The sequence below is a fragment of the Saccharothrix sp. ALI-22-I genome, from assembly GCF_001984175.1.
GTDB lineage: Bacteria > Actinomycetota > Actinomycetes > Mycobacteriales > Pseudonocardiaceae > Actinosynnema.
On record NZ_MTQP01000054.1, the window covers coordinates 159,304 to 177,038 of the forward strand.

The following is a 17,735-nucleotide window of genomic DNA, read 5'->3' on the forward strand; positions in this document are numbered from 1 at the left end:
TCCCTTCCGTCGTCGGACGTGTACTTGACCAACGAGTAACAAGGGCGGACGTCACGCGGCTACGGCCAGCCGGGCGACTACGTCCAGCCCGACTGGCTGAGCAGCCGCAACCGCCGGTCCAGGATGGTGGCGAAGTCGTGCGGGTGGCCGACGACCAGTTCGACGTCACGTTCGGCCGTGCGGACCACGACCACCTGCCCTCCGGGCGCACCACGCGTTTCGGCCACCCACACTCCGGTGATCTCCCGCAGCGGCACCTCACCGCCGAAGCTGTCCGGGTTGGACGGTCCGGTGCTCACGTGCCAGCGCAGCAGGTCACCATCGAAGCTCGCGTGGGCGAGCAGCAGATGTCCGGCGGCGCTGCGCACCTGCCGCGACGCACTCCGCACACCCAGCGTCGTGCCGGCGATCGCACCGCCGGCCACGTCCAGCAGCACGCCCTTCGCCTTGACCACGAGCCGCACCGCGCCCGCGGCGGCGGCCACCGTGGGCAGCACGAACAGGGGGTTCAGGGTGAGCAACCAGATGCCGAGGGCCTGCGCCGTCCCGCTGTAGGCGACCAGCCCGATCCACCACCCGGTCCGGTGCAGGTAGACCCGGCGGAACACGAACCACACCGGCACCGCGACGCCGATCACCAGGATGATCAACCCGAGCACGACCACGCCCGACCACCCGGTGACGAGGGCGACGAGGGCGACGGCCAGGCTCACCGGCGGTGGCCCGAGAAAGCCGAGCAGTATCAACCGCCGCACCCGCGACCAGCGGTTTTCGAATTCCGCACGCACGGTCGAGTGCACGCCGAACGGCAACCGCACCGCGGACCACCTCCCGACACCGTCACCGGTGTCCACCCATTCAGGCACACACAGTAACGGTTGCGGCGGTTGTCGGCTCGCGATCAAACGATCTTGGTAGCGGGACCCGCGGAGCACGCGGCGGCACATGACGGACAAAGGCCGGGTCGGCGGGACGGTGAAGTCCCGCGAACCCGGCCTCTGCCGTGTCAGCCGGGGATCATCCGCCCGCGGGCATGCCCGAGCGGGCTTCCTGGGCGGTCAACGGGCGCAGGGACAGCGTGTACTCGTAGGTGGTGTCCGGTCGGACCTGGCTGCGTTGCCGCACCGGGTTGGGGGTGTCGCCGACACCGGTGACGGCGTGGCTGGCGTGCAGGGTGATCCAGCCGTTGTTGCGCTGGAGTTGGAACGGGTACGCGGCCCGGTCGAGGTCGTCGTACGGCGTCACGCTGACGTCCTTCGCACCCGCCACCAGCAGGCCACCGGTGCGGCCGTCGGTGAGCAGTGCCCACCGGCTGTCGGTGTGGTTGCCGTAGTCCTGCGGCCGGTAGTAGTCCACGTACTGCTCGTCCACTGTGGACGAGTGGACGCCGATCGGCGTGCCGTCCTTGCGGTCCACGTAGCTCTCCGCCTCGCGGCCGTACCAGGCGAACCGGTCGTAGCTGTCCGGCAGGGCCAGCGAGACGCCGATGCGCGGCAGGTACGGCAACGTCCGCATGGCGCCCTGCGGGGTGACCTTGTGCCCGAGCCGCAGCACGCCGCCGCGTTCGACCGTGTAGGTCATCGTCTGGTCGAACCACGCGGTCGTGACGTCCGGCGCGGCCACCCGGCTGTCCACGACGACGCGCACGCCGGCGTCGGCCGGTTCGACGCGGACGTCGGTGACGGTGGTGGCGAGCCGGTCCAACCCGACGCGACGCCAGTCCTCACCTTCCGCGCGGCCCCACTTGAAGGTCTCGTTGCTGATCGGCGCACGCCACGCGTCGAGCTTCGGCCCGCTGCTCAGCAACTCCCGGTCGCGGACCTTGACCGACGACAGCGTGCCGGTCTTCTTGTCCACCGTGTAGCTGACGCCCTCGGCCTCCGCGGTGACGGCGGCATCGGTGTCCGATGAGATGGCGGCGCTGCCGCCCTTGGGAGCCCGGTCCAGACCGGGCACCTTCGTGCCGCCCAGGGAGAACTGGTCGTGCGCCAGCACGTGCCACGCGGGCAGCATCGGCTGACCCCACGTGGTGACCGCCTCGACGGTGAGGAACCGCTCGCGGTCGGCCGGGTTCGCGGGCACCGGCACCGGGATCGTGCCGGTCGAGTTCGCCGCCACCCGCAACGGCTGCTCCCCACGCGTCACGACCCGAGAGCCTTCGGTGATCTTCCACCGCAGCCTGAGCCCGTCGGTGCCGCTGAACTGCCGTTCGTTGAGCACCGACAGCACGCCATCGGCGTAGGTGAACCGCAGCGGCTGGTGCGCCCAAGCCATCTGGGCGGTCTCCGGCTGGGCGTCGCGGTCGGGGCTGATCAGACCGTCCAAGCCGGACAGGCTGGAGCCGTAGGACAGGTGCGTGCCTCGTTCCTCGACGCGGTCGAAGTCCAGCGCCAGCACCGCGCCGCCCACCGGCTCGGCCGCGTTCAGCTCGGCCGGGGTGAGGGTGCGGTCGTAGATGCGGACATCGTCCACCGCGCCGTGCGCCATCCGGCCGACCCGGCTCGGGTCGCTCCACGACGTCTCGAAGTCGCGCCCGATGTTCACCTCGGCCGAGGACGAGTCGATCGCGCCGGTGAACGGCTTGCTCGCGACCTCGCGGCCGTCGATGTAGAGCCGCAGCGCGGTGCCGTCGTAGGTGCCGCTGACCCGGTGCCAGTTGCCGTAGAAATCGCTGGGCACGGTGGCCTGCACCGCTTGCCAGGTGCCGCTGTGGATGAAGAACTCCAGCTGCGTCTCGGTCTTCATCTTCATCGCGTACTGGTGGTCGCCCTTGCCGACGATGCGGAAGTCACCGCTCCACTTCGCGGGCTTGACCCACGCGTCCAGCGTCAACGTCTTGCCGGTGATGTCGAGCTTCCGATCCCGGTAGACCTCGACGAAGTCGTCCAGGCCGGACATGAACAGCGCCTTGCCTCGGTGGCCGTCGACCAGCTCCGGCGCGCCCGACAGGTGCGCGGAGATGTTGTTGCCGGACGAGTCGGGCAGGATGCGCACCTTCTGCCGGATGCTCGCCTCGGCCCAGTCCCAGATGAAACCGCCCTGGGTGGCCGGGTTCGCCCGGATGGTGTCCCAGAACTCGCGGAAGTTGCCCAGGCTGTTGCCCATCGCGTGCGCGTACTCGCCGAAGATCAACGGTTTCGTGGTGTTCTTCGCCTGCTGCTCGAACTTCTCCGGCGACGGGTACCGCGGGCCCCACACGTCGGCGAACGGCGCGTCGCCGTCGGGGTTGTTGGACTGGTGGTACTTCGGCCGGGTCGGCTCGTTCGCGACCAGCCAGTCCGCCATCGCGTAGTGGTGCGCGCCGAGGCCGGCCTCGTTGCCGGTGTCCCACATGAACACGCTCGGGTGGTTCTTGTCCCGCTCGACCATGCCGATGAGGCGGTCCATGAACGCGGGCTTCCACTCCGGCTGGTTGGCCTGGCACCAGTTGTTGCAGTTCTCGTGGTTGTGGGTCTCGATGTCGACCTCGTCGGCGATCCACAGGCCGTGCCGGTCGGCCAGCTCGTAGAAGTACGGGTCGGACGGGTAGTGCGAGGTGCGTACGGCGTTGACGTTGAGCTGCTCCATCAGCGCCACGTCGCGTTCCTGCGCCTCCCGCGGCACGTGCCGGCCGTGGTCGGGGTCGGTCTCCGCGCGGTTGACGCCCTTGAACAGGGTGCGCTTGCCGTTGATCAGCAGCTGCTTGTCGCGGATCTCGATCTCGCGGAAACCGGTGGTCTCGCTGGTGATGTGGGTGGTGCGGCCGTCGGGTCCGGTCAGGGTGAACACGACCGTGTGCAGGTTCGGGGTCTCGTCGGTCCACTTCGCCGGGTTGCGCACCGGCAGGGTCAGCTGGACCTGGCCGCCCTGGTCGGTCACCTCGACGTCCTGGGTGACCGTCCCGATCTGCGTGCCGCGCGCGTTGCGCAGGCTGGCGGTGACGCGGTGCGTGCCGGTCGTGCCGCCGCTCTTGTGGCCCACCTCGACGGCGGCGGAGAGCGTCGCGTCGGTGTAGGTGGCGTCGAGGTCGGTCCGCAGCGTCACGTCGCTGACGTAGGTCGCGGGCGTCGAGTGCAGGCGGACCGAGCGGAAGATGCCCGAGTACCGGTACTGGTCGACGTCCTCCAGGTACGCGCCCGCGCTCCAGCGGTGCACCTGCACGGCGACGCGGTTCCTGCCGGGCCGCAGGGCCGCCGAGATGTCGAACTCGGCCGGGGTGTAGCCGCCCTGGTCGTAGCCGATGTACTCACCGTTGACCCAGACGAAGTAGCCGGAGGTGACGCCTTCGAAGCGGAGGAACGTGCTGCGCTTCGTCCAGTCGGCGGGCAGGTCGAAGTCCCGCGTGTAGGCGCCGGTCGGGTTGACGTCGCGCGGCACGCGGGGCGGGTCGTCCGGCTGGATCTCGGTGGCGATGTTGCGGAAGATCGGGTGGTCCAGGCCGTCGGTCTGCCAGGTGTGCGGCACCGAGACCTCACGCCACGACGACGTGTCGTAGCCGTCGGCGTGGAAGTCCGCGGGGACCTCCTCCGGCCGCTTGGCCATCGCGATCCGCCACTTGCCGTCCAACGACTGCGTGTACGGGGAGCGCTCGTCGCGGCGGACCGCCGAGTCGACGTCGGCGTACGGGCGGAGGTAGGCGTGCGCCGGCTCTTGGCCTTCGGCGACTTTGCCCGGATCTTCGAGGTAGGAGTAGAGATCGCCTGGTGGTGCGGCGGCCGAAGCCGCGCCGGTACCGACACTGACGACCGAAGCACTCAGAACGAACAACACCGTCGCTAGAGCGCGCAGGGGCGGCATGCTGAACCTCCATGTTCAACCAGAACCACACAAGATTGATCAGAAGTCAGCGGCCCGTCAAGGTGCATTCGGGTTTCCGGACCGGTCACAGATCGTCGCCAAGCAGACGATGAGCAGGCAGAACATGCCACGACGGACACCGCGAAGCGCCCGTCGACCGGAAGCGTCGAACGGGCGCGCGATGTTTAATTTTGTTGAATCGGGAAAGCGCTTTCCGTCAACTTACGAGCCCGATCGCCGTGCTGTCAATTCCGGCGATCGGAGCTCGGCGACAGGGCGGGTGGTTCACGAACCGCCGGCGGCCGACCGCGACCGGCGGTCCGGCGGCGGCGGGTCCACCAGCACGTTGATCACCGTCTTGAGGCGTTGCGCCGGGCCGCGCGGCGGCGGTGCGGCGACACGTTGCCGCAGCACGGACAGGCCGTCGCCGTCCAACTCGGCGAACCCCGCGGCTCGACCGCTCATCGCCAACACCAGCGGCTCGGCGGCGCCGCGCACCACCGGTCCGGTGCCGTGCGACCAGCCCGTGTCGACCGCCTCCAGCCGCAGGTTCGCCAGCCGCCCACCCATCGCGTAGCCGGGTGACGGCTTGGCGGCGAGGTGCTGGAACGCGACCCACAGCCGGTCCTCCGGCATGGCCCGCTCGATCCCGAGCGGCACGCGCACGTCGTAGTCGTGCAGCAGGATGTCGGCCAACACCGGGTCGTAGCCGGACCGCGGGATGCTGACCTTCGACTTCGCCCACCGCCGCATCCGGTCGGTGACGTCCGAAGTGGGCATCCGGGCGGCGTGTGCGGTCAGCACCCGGTTCAACCGGTCGAAGTCGGCCGCCATGGTGCCGATGCCCCAGTACAGCTTCAACCGGCCGAACCTGAGGTAGGTGATCAGGTGGGCGCCGACGTCGTGCACGGTCCACCCCTCGGACAGGCTGGGTGTGGCCAGTTGCCGCGCGTCCAAGCCGTCGAGGAGGTCCGCCATCCGCAGCCGTTCGCCGACGATCATGTCGTGGACCTTCATCCGCCCACGCTAGGCACCGCCGGCCACCTCGGACTTCTCGCCGCGTGCGGACTTCGGCGACGCGGCGGGGTGGGCGGCCTCTTGGCGACTGGCGATGTGGTGGTCATCGCTTCTCGCTTTCGACGATGGCCATCGCCTCGTGCGGGTCACGGCGTGACCGGCACCGACCATCGTTCCCGCGGACTGGGGGAAGTCTTCTCGGAGGATGCTCGACCGAGAATCGAACCCGGACATCGGATGACAGGCGTTCCGCCGTTCACACCGCCATCCATCTGAGACGTGAAGTCGTGTCACACCAACCTGTTCTCTTGACCACTGCGTTACGTTCCAATAAGGGCGCAGCCCAGACATCGGATGACCCGGGCGTGCGGAGGCCTCACCACCGAGCCGCCCACCGGCTAGGAGGTCCACTTGGAGCTCAACCGGCGCAACTTCCTGGAGTTGGGCGCGGCAGGATTGGGGGTGGCCGGGTTGTCGACGATCGGCGTCACGGCGGCGAACGCGGCGCCGGCGGGTCCCGGCACCGAAGTGGTGGTGCTGACCGGCACCGACGCGGACCACACGGTGGACTGGGACTTCCAGGTCACCGAAGGGCGCAACAGCGGCGTGTGGAGCACGATTCCGACGCCGTCGAACTGGGAGTGCCACGGTTTCGGCACCTACCAGTGGGGATGGAACCTCCGGCCCGCGGAGAAGGGCCTGTACCGGCGCGGCTTCACCGCACCGGCGACGTGGACCGGCAAGCGCGTCTTCGTGGTCTTCGAAGGCTCGATGACCGACACCGAGGTGCGCGTCAACGGCACCCTCGCCGGTCCGATCCACCAGGGCGGGTTCTACCGCTTCCGGTACGACATCACGTCGTTGCTGCGGCTGGGGCAGGAGAACCTGCTGGAGGTCACCGTCAGCCGGGACTCCACCGACGACTCGGTCAACAACGCCGAGCGCCGGGGCGACTACTGGAACTTCAGCGGCATCTACCGACCCGTGTCGATCCAGGCGTTCCCCGCCGCCCGGATCGACCGGATCGCGATCGATGCCGAGGCCGACGGCTCGTTCCGGGCGGACGTGCACCTCGACGGCGTCACGGCGGCAGGCCGGGTGGTCGGGCAGCTCAAGCGTCTCGACGGCACCAATGTGGGGGCCCCGTTCTCATCACCGGTCGCGCCCGGCACGTCGGTGGCGACGCTGTCCACGTCCGTGGCCTCCCCGCGGACGTGGACAGCGGAGACGCCACACCTGTACCGGGTGGACGTTCAGCTCACCGACGCCTCCGGCACACCGCTGCACGCCGTCACCGAACGGTTCGGCTTTCGCACGATCGAGGTACGCGCGGGTGACGGTGTCTACGTCAATGGTGTGAAGGTGATCCTCAAAGGGACGAACCGACACACGTTCTGGCCCACTCTCGGGCGAGCGTCGAGCCCGCGTCTGGCCCGGATGGACATCCTCCTGATGAAGGAGATGAACAACAACGCCGTCCGGATGTCCCATTACCCGCCGGACACGTTCTTCCTCGACCTGTGCGACGAACTCGGCCTCTACGTCATCGACGAGCTGGGCGGCTGGCAGAAGAAGTACGATGAGGGCGTCGGGGCGCCGCTGCTGGCGTCGATGGTGACGCGCGACGTCAACCACCCGTCGATCCTGATGTGGGCCAACGGCAACGAAGGCGGCTGGAACACCGCCCTGGACGACGACTACGCCCGCTACGACGTCCAACGACGTCCGGTGATCCACCCGTGGGACACCTTCGGCGGCATCAACACCGACCACTACGAGAACTACGACAGCACTCGGGCCATCCTCGAAGCGTCGAACATCTTCATGTCCACCGAGTTCCTGCACGCCCTCTACGACGGCGGCGGGGGCGCGGGCCTGAACGACTACTGGAACCTGATGGGCTCCGGACCGCGTCGGGCGGGCGGGTTCATCTGGGCGTTCGTGGACGAAGGGCTCGTCCGGGACGACCGGGGCGGCGCCATCGACACCACCGGCAACAACGCGCCGGACGGCGTCCTCGGCCCGTTCCGGGAGAAGGAAGCCAGCTTCTACACGATCCGGGACATCTGGTCACCGGTCCAGCTGGCCGACCCCGACTACTACGCCACCGCGTTCCCGACGGACTTCGACGGCACGGTCGGCGTGGTCAACCGGTACGACTTCACCAACCTGCGCGGCTGCCGCTTCACGTGGCAACTGGTCAAGCACCCCTCCCCCGGCGCCACGAGCACCGATCCGACGGTGATCAAGCACGGTGACGTGGCCGGTCCGGACCTCGCGCCCGGCGGCACGGGCAAGGTCGCGCTCGGACTGCCGAGCGGCTGGCGCAACGCCGACGCGCTGCGGGTCACCGCGAACGACCCCGACGGCAAGGCGCTCTGGACCTGGGTCTGGCGGATCAAGAAGGCGGCCGACTTCGCCAAACGCCTGGTGACGCCCACGTCCGGCGCCGTCCAGGTCGCGGAGGACGCGGGCAGCGTGACCATGTCCGCGCGCGGCACCGCGATCACCATCGACAAGACCACCGGCAGGCTGGCCCGCGTCACTGTGCATGGGACCGCCATGTCGCTCACCAACGGTCCGGCTCCGGCTGCGGGCGAGGCCCGGTTGACCGGCCTCACCCACGCCCGTGACGGCCGGTCGCACGTCGTGCAGGCCACGTACAGCGGCGATCTCGACTCGGTCCGGTGGCGTCTGGACCCGAACGGGTGGCTGCGCCTCGACTACCGCTACCACCGCACGGGTGAACACGACTTCCTCGGCGTCAGCCTGGACTACCCGGAGGACAAGGCGCTCGGCCTGACCTGGCTGGGCGACGGGCCGTACCGGGTCTGGAAGAACCGGCTGCGGGGCGTGCGGCACGGCGTGTGGTCCAAGGAGCGCAACACCACCGCCACCGGTGCGACCGGCTGGGAGTACCCCGAGTTCAAGGGCTACCACGCCAACACCTACTGGGCGGCGCTGCGCACGACCGAGGGCACGATCACCCTGGTCTCAGAACAGGAGAACCTCTTCCTGCGCCTGTTCACCCCGGACGTCGGCGAGGACCCGCGATTCGCCACGGCCCCGTTCCCGACGGGCGGCATCTCGCTGCTGGACGGGATTCCGGCCATGGGCAACAAGTTCCACGCCGCCGAGACGTTGGGACCGGAGGGCCGGAAGAACGTGGCCACCGGCGAGTACGGCCGCACTGTGCACTTCCGGTTCAGCGGATGAATGCCCGTCAGCGCCTGACAGGAGACACCATGCGTCGGCTAGTGCGAACCTGCGCCGCGATCGCCGTGGCGGCAGGGGTGATGGCTTCCCCAGCGTGGATCGGCACAGCTTGGGCAGGGGCGGGCGCGGCGGCGGTACCCGATCCGGCGTTGCGTGCCAAGTGCACGGGCACCGCGCCCATCACCTGCCACTACGACCTCGCGCCCGGCCACTACGAGGTCACCGTGGTGCTCGGTGACGCCACCACGGCCGGTGTCACCGAGGTGCAGGGTGAGGCCCGGCGCGTGCTGCTGGCCCCGGTCACCACGGCCGCCGGTCAGCTCACGCGGCGCAGTTTCACCGTGAACGTCCGCGAGCCGGAGGGTCAGCCCACCGGCCAGGGCGGCACCGGCACGCCCGGCCTCGACCTGGTGTTCACCGGCTCCGCACCTCGGCTCAACGGGATCGGCATCGCACGGGCCGCCGCACCGGCCGTGCTGTACCTGGCGGGTGACTCCACGGTGTGCGACCAGCCCGTCGCCCCGTACTCGGGCTGGGGTCAGGCGCTGCCCCGGTACTTCCGGGAAGGGCTGTCGGTCGCGAACTACGGCGACTCCGGTGAGAGCGCGGGCAGCTTCCTGTCCCACAGCGCCCTGTTCCCGACCATGCGCCCGCTGATCAAGCGCGGTGACGTGGTGCTGATCCAGTTCGGGCACAACGACAAGACCACCACCGCCGAGACGTTCACCGCCAACCTCACCACCCTGGTGGACGGTGTGCGGGCACGCGGCGGCACACCGGTCCTGGTCACCCCGCCGGTCCGCAGGCTGTTCGACGGCAACGGCCTGCTGACACCCACCGCCCTGCACGTCAACAGCGTCGGCGTGGACCTGCCCGCGCGGATGCGGAGCCTGGCGACGAGCCGCCGCGTGCCGTTGATCGACCTCACGGCCAAGAGCAAGGCCCTGGTCGAGAACCTCGGCCCGACCGCGTCGCAACGCCTCTTCCTGACCGCGGCGAACGACGGCGTCACCGACAACACGCACTTCTCGATGGCCGGCGCGTTCGAGATGTCCGCGCTGGTGCTCCAGGGCATGCGCGAACGGAACCTGCCGGTGCTCGGCTACCTGCGCTGACCAGGCCGGTCAGGCGTTGGACGGCAGGGGTGGGTGCGTCTTGGCCCACACCTGCCGCAGCACGTCCAGCAGGGTTTCGGTCTCCTGGGCGCCCGAGACGGCGTACTGGCCGTCGACCACGATGAACGGCACCCCGCGGGCGCCGAGGCGCTGAGCCTGGCGCGTCTCGTCCTCGACCTGCTCCCGGAACCGGCGGTCTTCGAGCGCCTGCCGGGTCTCGTCGCGGTCCAAGCCCAGTTCGGCGGCCAGGTCGAGCAGCCCGTCGATCTCGAAGATCGGGTGGGCCGCGCCGAAGTACGCGCGGAACATCCGGTGCCACGCCTCCGTGTGCTTGCCCTGCTCGGTGGCGTAGGCCAGGAACTCGTGCGCCAACGCGGTGTTCCCGACCGTGTTGTCCGCCACGATGTACGGCGTCAGCCCGTCGATCTCGGCCAACTGCCGCACCCGACCCGTCGCCGCGTCGACCTGGGCGTCGTCCATGCCGTGCTTGGTCTTCAACATCTGCCGCGCGGTCATCGCGGGCCCGCTGGGCAGCGTGGGGTCCAGCGGGAACGAGCGGTGGACCACCTCGACGTCGTCGCCGTGCTCGAACTGCTCCACGGCCCGGTCGAGGCGGTGGTTGCCCAGGCCGCACCAGGGGCAGAGGATGTCGGACCAGATCTCCACCCGCACGGTGAACCTCCACTTCATCCGGTCCGCCTGGACCGCGCCGGCGACTGTATTTGATGGCCGCTGCTCCGCAGACGGCGGGGCTCGGTCGCCTGGAAGTCGACCTCGCAGGCATCCCTCTTTTCCGACGGGTCAGCGGATGTCGACCCTGCCGGAGTCCGTGTCGAGTTGTCCGGTGCCGGTGAACACCTCGGTGCCCGGCGTTCCAGCCGGTCGAGCCTGGCCGCCACGGCGTCGACCTGTGGCATGCCGAGCCGGCGGTAGAGCACCAGAGCCCGCTGCCAGTGCTCACCGGCCGGTTCGCGTTCGCCGAGTGCGGCGTGGACGTCGCCGATGCCCGCGTGCGCGTGCGCGCGCTCATCGACGTTCCCGCGCCCGTTCTCAGTGGTCAGCGCCTCGTGATAGAGGTGGAGCGCTTCGGCCCGGTTTCCCGCGGACGCGTGCGCGGCGGCCAGTGCGTTCAGCGCCGCCACGAGCTGCTCGGTGTCGCCGACGGCGCGCGCGATTTGCAACGCCGTGTCGAGATGGCGGACTGCCGACTCGTGCTCCCCGGACTGGCGGTACGCGACACCGAGCATGCGGATGGCGGTGCCCTCAAGCGTGCGGTGACCGGTCTGCCGCGCGATGGTCAGGGCAAGACGTGCGTAGTCCAGTGCCTGTTCCTGCCGCAGGTGCTCGGCGCTGACCTCCGCCAAACCGCACAACGCGTTCGCCTCGCTGGTGCGGTTCTCGTTGTCCCGCGCGATGACCAGGGCCTGCTCGAACAGTTCGAACGCTTCGGCGTACCGGCCCAGGATGTACAGGACCCGGGCGAGGTTGTTGGTGGCCGGCGCACGCATGCGTTGGTCGCCGAACTCCTGGTACAGGGCCAGCGCGTGGCGGAAGCAGTCCGCCGCTGCGGCCAGGTCCCCTCGCCGCCAGTTCACCACGCCGATGTTGTTCAACGTGGCGGCCTGCAGCGACCGGTCGCCGACCTGCCGGTACAGGGCCAGCGCCCGCTCCAGGTGGTCGATGGCCTGCGCGACGAAACCCACCCGGAGCGCCGCGGCGCCGAGCACCCTTCGCGCGTTGGCCTCCGCGGCGACATCGCCGAGAGCCTGGGCGGCGTGCAGTGCGTGAGTGTGCAGCGCGACGGCGTCGTCGTGGTACCCGCCGATGACGAGGTAGCGCCACACCGTGTCCGACATCTTGACGACGTACTCGGGACCGCCGTGCTGAGTGGTGGCGAGGAGGTTGACGTGCTCGCCGTCCAACCAGCCGAACGCCGAGTCGTAGCTGTCGAACACCGGTGACTCGGCGTCCGGCGCGGCGACCTTCGGTCGGCGATCGGCCTCGTGCGGGGCGATGACGTCCATCGCGGCGGACGCGGTGGCGAGGTAGTAGTCGCACAGCCGGGCCAGCGGCGCGGCTGTGTCGTCGGTGGTGCCGGCCAGCTCGGCGGCGTAGGCGCGCAGCAGGTCGTGCGGCTGGTACCGCCCGCCTGAGGTGCCGTCGACGAGGTGGGCGCGCACCAGCACGTCGAGCGCCCGGCGGGTCTCCCGCAGCCCGGTCCCGGCCATGGCCGCCATCGCGTGGACGTCCACGTCGTGCCCGTGGTGCAGGCCGAGCAGCCGGAAGAGCCTGGCCACGGCGGGGTCGAGCCGCCGGTACGACCAGGAGAACACCGCCCGGACCGCGGTGTGCGGGTCGTCGTCCGCGGCCAGCAGGTCCAGCGCGTCCTGCTGGTCGGCGAGTTCGTCCGCCAACTCGCCGATGGCACGTCCCGGCCGCGATCGGACTATCTCGGCCGCGATCCGCAGCGCCAACGGCAACCGCGCGCACCGCTCGACCAGCGCGTCGACGGCCGCCGGTTCGACGTCGGCGCGCGCACCGAGCAGTTCGCGCAACAGGTCGACCGCGTCGGCCGAGGACAGCCGGTCCAGGCTGATCCGGTGCGCGCCATAGCGTGCGACGAGCCCCGCCAACGAGTCCCGGCTGGTCACCAGCGTGCGACAGGACGAGCCGGCCGGCAGCAGCGGGCGCACCTGCTCGACGGTGCGGGCGTTGTCCAGCAGGATCAGCATCCTCCGCCGGTCCACGAGGGTGCGGAAGCGTGCCGCGCGTTCTTCGAGGTCCTCGGGAATCGCCGCGCCGTCCAGGCCGAGCGCGCGCAGGAAGCCGGCCACCGCGTCGGCGGGCGACACCGGTTCGTCGGGACCGTAGCCGCGGAGGTCCACGTAGAGCTGCCCGTCCGGGAACCGGTCGCGGACCCGGTGCGCCCACCGCACGGCGAGTGCCGTCTTGCCCACGCCCGCGGTGCCGGCCACCGCCGAGATCACCACCGGCGCCTCGGCGGACAGCAACCCGTCCAGTTCCGCGAGTTCGGTCTCCCGGCCGACGAACCCCCGCACGTCCACCGGGAGCTGGGCGGGAACCTCCCGAAGTGCCCGGCGGTCCGGGGTCCGCTCGGGGAGGTCGCCGGCGAGGATGCGACGTTGCAGCTCACGCAGCTCCGCTCCCGGTTCCACCCCCAGCTCGGAGACGAGCGCGTGCCGTGCCGCCCGATAGACCTCCAACGCCTCCGATCGGCGTCCGGCGCGGTACAGCGCGGTCATCAGCAGCCCGTGCAGCCGTTCCCGCAACGGGTGCTCCCGCACCAGGTCGGCGAGCTCACCGATGACCGCCTCGTGCAGGCCGCACGCCAGCTCGGCCTCGTAGAGCGACTCGGCCGCGACCAGTCGGCGTTCGGCGAGCCGCCGTCCCCAGTCGGTGAGCACCGGCGTCTCCGCGTCCGCGAACGGGGTGCCGCGCCACAACGCGAGCGCGGCGCGCAGCGACTCGATCGCACGCTGCGGCTCCCGCTTCGCGGCCTCGGTACCCACCTTGACGAGCACGTCGAACTGTTCCGCGTCGACCTCGTCCGACCGCACCCGCAGCAGATAACCCGTGGCGCCGAACGACAGCCGATCCGGCTCGTCGAGCACACTGCGCAGCCGATGCACGTGAACCTGCAGCTTCTGGCCGACACGCGGGTCCGGCCGGTCACCCCACAGCGTGTCCGTCAGCACGTCCACCGGCACCGGCTGGTTGACCCGCGCCAACAGCACACCGAACAGCGTTCGCTGCAGCCGCCCGGACAGCACCTCGACCCGGCCGCCGCACCGGACCTCCACCGGCCCCAACACCCGAAACTCCATACGTCCCCCCGACGCCTTCGACCAACCACCCCAGTCTCGCGAGCCGGCGCTCCCCCGCAGGAAGTCGGGAGAAAGCGCCGCCACGATCCCGGTCGAGCCGACTGGACCGCATCGTGACATCGCGGCCCGGCCGGGCTTGTCAGGTGTTCACCGGACATCGCAGGAGCCGCGGCCCACGGACCGAGGAGGCTCGACCACCTCGACCCACCAGGTGGGGGCACTCTCCGGATACCGCTTTCATCGTGATGACAGCGCGCCGAAAGCGCGAGCCGGACTCTTGAGCGGCGAGGGCAGGAGAGCGCTTCGAACACCCCACCTCCTGCCCCGCCCAGGCCTCCAGCACACGGAGCCCTCAAGAGGAAAGGTGATTCATGAAGCACACTTTGCGGCTGCGCGTCGCCATTGCGGCGGTTGCCGGCTTCACCGCACTGGGGGGCGCATCCCCGGCGTTCGCGTACGGCTCCGACACCACCGGCTCGACGGCGACCGGCAACAGCACCGGCGCCTGGACCGTCAAGGACACCCTGTGCGACTCCGAGGGCGCCTACGGCAACTTCATCGAGAAGAACCACACAGGCGTCCAGCGGAAGAACAACAACTCCGGCTGCACCACGACCGTGTCGGGTGACATCGGCAACGCCATCACGAGCGTCCAGGCGTGCCGCGACGTCACGGCAGCCAAGGACAACTGCGGCGGCTGGAACGAGTGGTAACCAACCGCGGCGACCGCGGCCCCGCCTCTGTGATCCACCGCAGAGGCGGGACCGCCCCGGGTGTGAGGCAGGGGATCGACGTGAACACGCACCACGCGCTCCGGGTCGACGGGATCGGCTACCGCGTCGGCGACCGGCAGCTCTTCGAGGACTTGAGCCTGACGCTGCGACCCGGCGAATCCATCGCTGTCGTGGGGCCGAGCGGAACGGGCAAGAGCAGCCTGTTGTCCCTGGCGCTCGGCCTGATCAAGCCTCAGTCCGGAACCATCGAAGTCGACGGTCGGGACATCACCGCACTCGGCAGGAGAGACCTCGCCAAGCTGCGGGCCGAATCGGTCGGAATGGTCTTCCAGTTCGCCGAACTGCTCCCGGAACTCAGCCCCGCGGAGAACGTGGCTCTCGCCGCGCTGCTCGCCGACCGGTCCGGACCCGAGCTCGACACGGAGGTGACCCGGCTGCTCGGCGAACTCGGCGTTCCACAGTCCACCTCGGTCAGCACGCTCTCCGGCGGCGAGCGCCAGCGCACCGCGGTAGCGCGGGCGCTGATCAATCGTCCGCGGTTGCTGTTGGCCGACGAGCCGACGGGATCGCTTGACGAGAAGAACCGCGATCTGGTCGCCGACATGCTGTTCGAACTACCGGAGCGCTACGGCTGCGGCCTGCTGGTCGTCACTCACGACGGGGCGGTGGCCCGACGCGCCGACCACGTGCTCACCGTCAGCGGCCGCGACCTGGTGCCATGGGCTGGTTCCGGGGGTAGGCGGTGAGTCGACAACTGCGCTCCCGGCTGCTGGGGATAGGCCGCGCGGCCGGAACCAGGTCCGAGTCCGGCGGCATCCGATTCTTCGCTCTCGCTCTGGCGAGCCTTTCGCTGGCCTTGGCAGTGGCCGCGGTGATCGCGGCACTCGCGGTCGAGACGTCCAGAGCGGGTCGTATGTCCGACGGCCACCTGGTACCGGCCGGACCGTCGACTCCTCCGGAATCGACGGCGCTGGTCAAGTTGGCGATCGACCACCTCCAAGAAGGCCGGCAGTACATCGTCGTCTTCGTCTCGCCAGTCGGTGACGAGGCTCCCCTTCCTCCCGGACTCGGCCAATGGCCGGAGCGGGGCACCGCCGTGGTCTCACCCGAACTGCTTCGGGAAGGAACCGGACAGGGGATATCCGGACGCTACGGCGACATCGTCGGCACGATCGGCGAAGCCGGCCTGGCCGATGCGACGGAGCTGCTCGCCTACGTCCGACCGGCACAAGACCTCGTCCCCACCGAGAACAACGGCATCGTCGCGGTCTCCGGTTTCGGCGCCCCCGGTCCCGCGGTGCCCGGCCAGAACGTCCATTGGCTGCTGGCGGACCAGGACTTCTTCGACGGCACCTTGGTGGCACTGCTCGTCGTATTGGGCGTGGTCCCTTCCCTGCTGCTGGCCCTGGTGGCTTCCAGAGTCGCTTCACACTCCCGGGACCGACGCGACGCTCTGATCACGGCCCTGGGCGGTCGTGTCCCACACCGCCTGTGGATCGCCGTCGGTGAGGCGTGGGGACCGGTCTTACTGGGAGCACTCGGGGCACTCGCCGTGATCGGTTGGTTCGCCATCGCCGACCGGCGCTTGCCGATCGTGGACTACATCGTCCCCACGGCGGACATTCGCAGCCAGTGGTGGGCGTTCGGGCTCTGCTCGGTAGCAGCCGCCGCGTTCGTGCTGTGCGCAGCAGTCCTGCAGAGCGCGATCAGCGAATTCGGCCTCAGCGGCAACCGACCGCTGCGGGAACTCGCCGGACGCACGCGCACGATGCGGGTCCGCCTGTTCCCGTGCTTCGTCCTCCTCACCGTCTGGGGGCCGTCTCTGTTCTCCCCTCAGCAGCCCATGCACGTGCTCACCGGCTACGCGGGTCTGCTCGGCACCGTCTTGACCATGCCCACCGCGATCGGCGTCGGCGTCGGGGCGTTGGGGCGCGCGTTGGCCCGGTCGGGACACCTCCGCGGACGGCCGGCACTGCTCACATCCGGACGCCGGATGGCGCACCGCCCCGAGGCGGTTGCCCGGCAGGTGTTCGGGGTGTGCGCCTGCATCCTCTTCTTGTTGTTCGCCCTCACCATGCAGAGCAACTTCGCCGGCAATGCCGGGGACGCCAACGCGTTCATGGAAGAGCACGGCTACTCGTTGGTGGAAGTGCATCCCCGCGGTCAGGCCACCCCTGCTGAAGTGGACGAATTCGTAGCGGCCGTCCCCAACGGCATCGAGGTGGTCGCCTTCACCCAATCGACCACCGAAAGCGGCGACCCCGGATTTCCCATCACGCACATCCGCGTGACCGGCACCTGCTCGGCTCTGGCATCGCTGACGTTGCCGTGCTCCACGGAGCCGCAGGCAGAGCAGGACGACCCCGCGCACAGTGCGCTCGCCGCGTGGTTGCGCTCGACCGGCAGTGGGAGGGAACCAGTGCTGACCGTGGCCTCGGGAACCCCGTCGTCAACCCTGGTGGAAGGGTCTGTCTCCTTGCTGGCCTTCACCACCAACGGTGACGACATCGCGGCGGGCGTCCTGAACAACGCCGGGGTCGCCTTCCCGTACGGTGTGGCGACCAGTGTGCCGGGAGAATCCTGGTACATCGGGGCCGTGCCGCCGTTGGAGCAGTCGGGTTGGATCGCCTTGATCGGCGGATTCGGACTCGCCGTCCTCATCCTCGCCACCGGGCTGGGGCTCGCCGGGGAATTCCTCCGTTTCGGCAGGGCGATCGCGCCCGTGAGCGTCCTCACCGGAAACCGCCGGATCTACTGGCGCGCTTCAGCGCTCGTCTCACTGCTGCCGTTGACAGCAGCGGTCGCGGGCGGCCTCTCGGTCGGGTATTTCATGGTGCGCCCCATGGCCACGACCGACCTGAACCTCATCACGCCGGCTTTCATCGCGATCTGCTGCACGGCGGCGCTCGTCGCCGGAATCGTCATGTGGCTGTGGTCGGCAGCGGCGGCCGTCAGCTCAGCTGATCGTTGGCGGCCCGGGCGGGGCGACGACTGAGCGGCTGCGGTGTCGGCGGTGTCCGTGATGTCCGGTG

The 17,735-nt window shown here is 69.8% G+C and carries 10 protein-coding genes; 5 read left to right on the forward strand and 5 right to left on the reverse strand.

The genetic code is table 11. From position 1 onward, the window contains the following. Positions 1-77 precede the first annotated feature (77 nt). The 3 genes from ALI22I_RS14175 to ALI22I_RS14185 form a co-directional block, all read right to left on the reverse strand. Entirely contained in the window at positions 78-818 is a 741-nt protein-coding gene (locus tag ALI22I_RS14175; protein ID WP_143532193.1) for a hypothetical protein, read from the reverse strand. A 199-nt stretch (positions 819-1,017) separates the two neighbouring features. Continuing rightward, on the reverse strand, positions 1,018-4,776 hold the full coding sequence (locus ALI22I_RS14180) for a glycoside hydrolase family 2 (RefSeq protein WP_077005949.1): 3,759 nt from the start codon (positions 4,774-4,776) through the stop codon (positions 1,018-1,020). A 285-nt stretch (positions 4,777-5,061) separates the two neighbouring features. Beyond that, positions 5,062-5,793 (reverse strand): maleylpyruvate isomerase family mycothiol-dependent enzyme, encoded by a 732-nt coding sequence (locus tag ALI22I_RS14185; RefSeq protein WP_077005950.1) that lies wholly within the window; start codon positions 5,791-5,793, stop codon positions 5,062-5,064. Between the two features lie 411 nt (positions 5,794-6,204). Between ALI22I_RS14185 and ALI22I_RS14190 the strand changes: the two genes are divergently transcribed. Both ALI22I_RS14190 and ALI22I_RS14195 read left to right on the forward strand, forming a co-directional pair. Beyond that, the gene (locus ALI22I_RS14190) at positions 6,205-9,009 is read left to right on the forward strand and encodes a glycoside hydrolase family 2 (protein ID WP_077005951.1); all 2,805 of its coding nucleotides are present in this window, start codon (positions 6,205-6,207) and stop codon (positions 9,007-9,009) included. A 29-nt stretch (positions 9,010-9,038) separates the two neighbouring features. Further along, the gene (locus ALI22I_RS14195) at positions 9,039-10,124 is read left to right on the forward strand and encodes a rhamnogalacturonan acetylesterase (RefSeq protein ID WP_083751705.1); all 1,086 of its coding nucleotides are present in this window, start codon (positions 9,039-9,041) and stop codon (positions 10,122-10,124) included. Positions 10,125-10,133: 9 nt separating this feature from the next. Here the strand turns inward: ALI22I_RS14195 and ALI22I_RS14200 are convergent, their stop codons facing one another. Both ALI22I_RS14200 and ALI22I_RS14205 read right to left on the reverse strand, forming a co-directional pair. Next, positions 10,134-10,814, reverse strand: a complete 681-nt coding sequence (locus ALI22I_RS14200; protein ID WP_202970962.1) for a DsbA family oxidoreductase — start codon at positions 10,812-10,814, stop codon at positions 10,134-10,136. After that, positions 10,811-13,957 carry an AfsR/SARP family transcriptional regulator gene (locus ALI22I_RS14205; protein ID WP_179118228.1) on the reverse strand — a complete coding sequence of 1,049 codons (3,147 nt, stop codon included), beginning with the start codon at positions 13,955-13,957 and terminating at the stop codon, positions 10,811-10,813. Before ALI22I_RS14205 ends, ALI22I_RS14200 begins: the two co-directional genes overlap by 4 nt. Positions 13,958-14,340: 383 nt before the next feature. Here ALI22I_RS14205 and ALI22I_RS14210 point away from each other — a divergent pair, with 383 nt between their 5' ends. From ALI22I_RS14210 to ALI22I_RS14220, 3 genes are all read left to right on the forward strand, one after another. Next, positions 14,341-14,682 (forward strand): hypothetical protein, encoded by a 342-nt coding sequence (locus ALI22I_RS14210; RefSeq protein WP_077005953.1) that lies wholly within the window; start codon positions 14,341-14,343, stop codon positions 14,680-14,682. An 80-nt stretch (positions 14,683-14,762) separates the two neighbouring features. Then, positions 14,763-15,449: an ABC transporter ATP-binding protein gene (locus ALI22I_RS14215; RefSeq protein WP_202970963.1), complete on the forward strand. Its 687-nt coding sequence runs from the start codon at positions 14,763-14,765 to the stop codon at positions 15,447-15,449. Next, complete coding sequence (locus ALI22I_RS14220) at positions 15,446-17,698, forward strand: hypothetical protein (protein WP_143532194.1); 2,253 nt, start codon at positions 15,446-15,448, stop codon at positions 17,696-17,698. The genes ALI22I_RS14215 and ALI22I_RS14220 overlap by 4 nt, the downstream gene beginning before the upstream one ends. Positions 17,699-17,735 lie beyond the last annotated feature (37 nt).

What these genes read in the sequence shown, in the direction of transcription:
- ALI22I_RS14185 (WP_077005950.1), bottom strand. Translation starts at nt 5,793, where the DNA reads ATGAAGGTCCACGACATGATCGTCGGCGAACGGCTGCGGATGGCGGAC.
- ALI22I_RS14195 (WP_083751705.1), top strand. Translation starts at nt 9,039, where the DNA reads ATGCGTCGGCTAGTGCGAACCTGCGCCGCGATCGCCGTGGCGGCAGGG.
- ALI22I_RS14200 (WP_202970962.1), bottom strand. Translation starts at nt 10,814, where the DNA reads ATGAAGTGGAGGTTCACCGTGCGGGTGGAGATCTGGTCCGACATCCTC.
- ALI22I_RS14180 (WP_077005949.1), bottom strand. Translation starts at nt 4,776, where the DNA reads ATGCCGCCCCTGCGCGCTCTAGCGACGGTGTTGTTCGTTCTGAGTGCT.
- ALI22I_RS14210 (WP_077005953.1), top strand. Translation starts at nt 14,341, where the DNA reads ATGAAGCACACTTTGCGGCTGCGCGTCGCCATTGCGGCGGTTGCCGGC.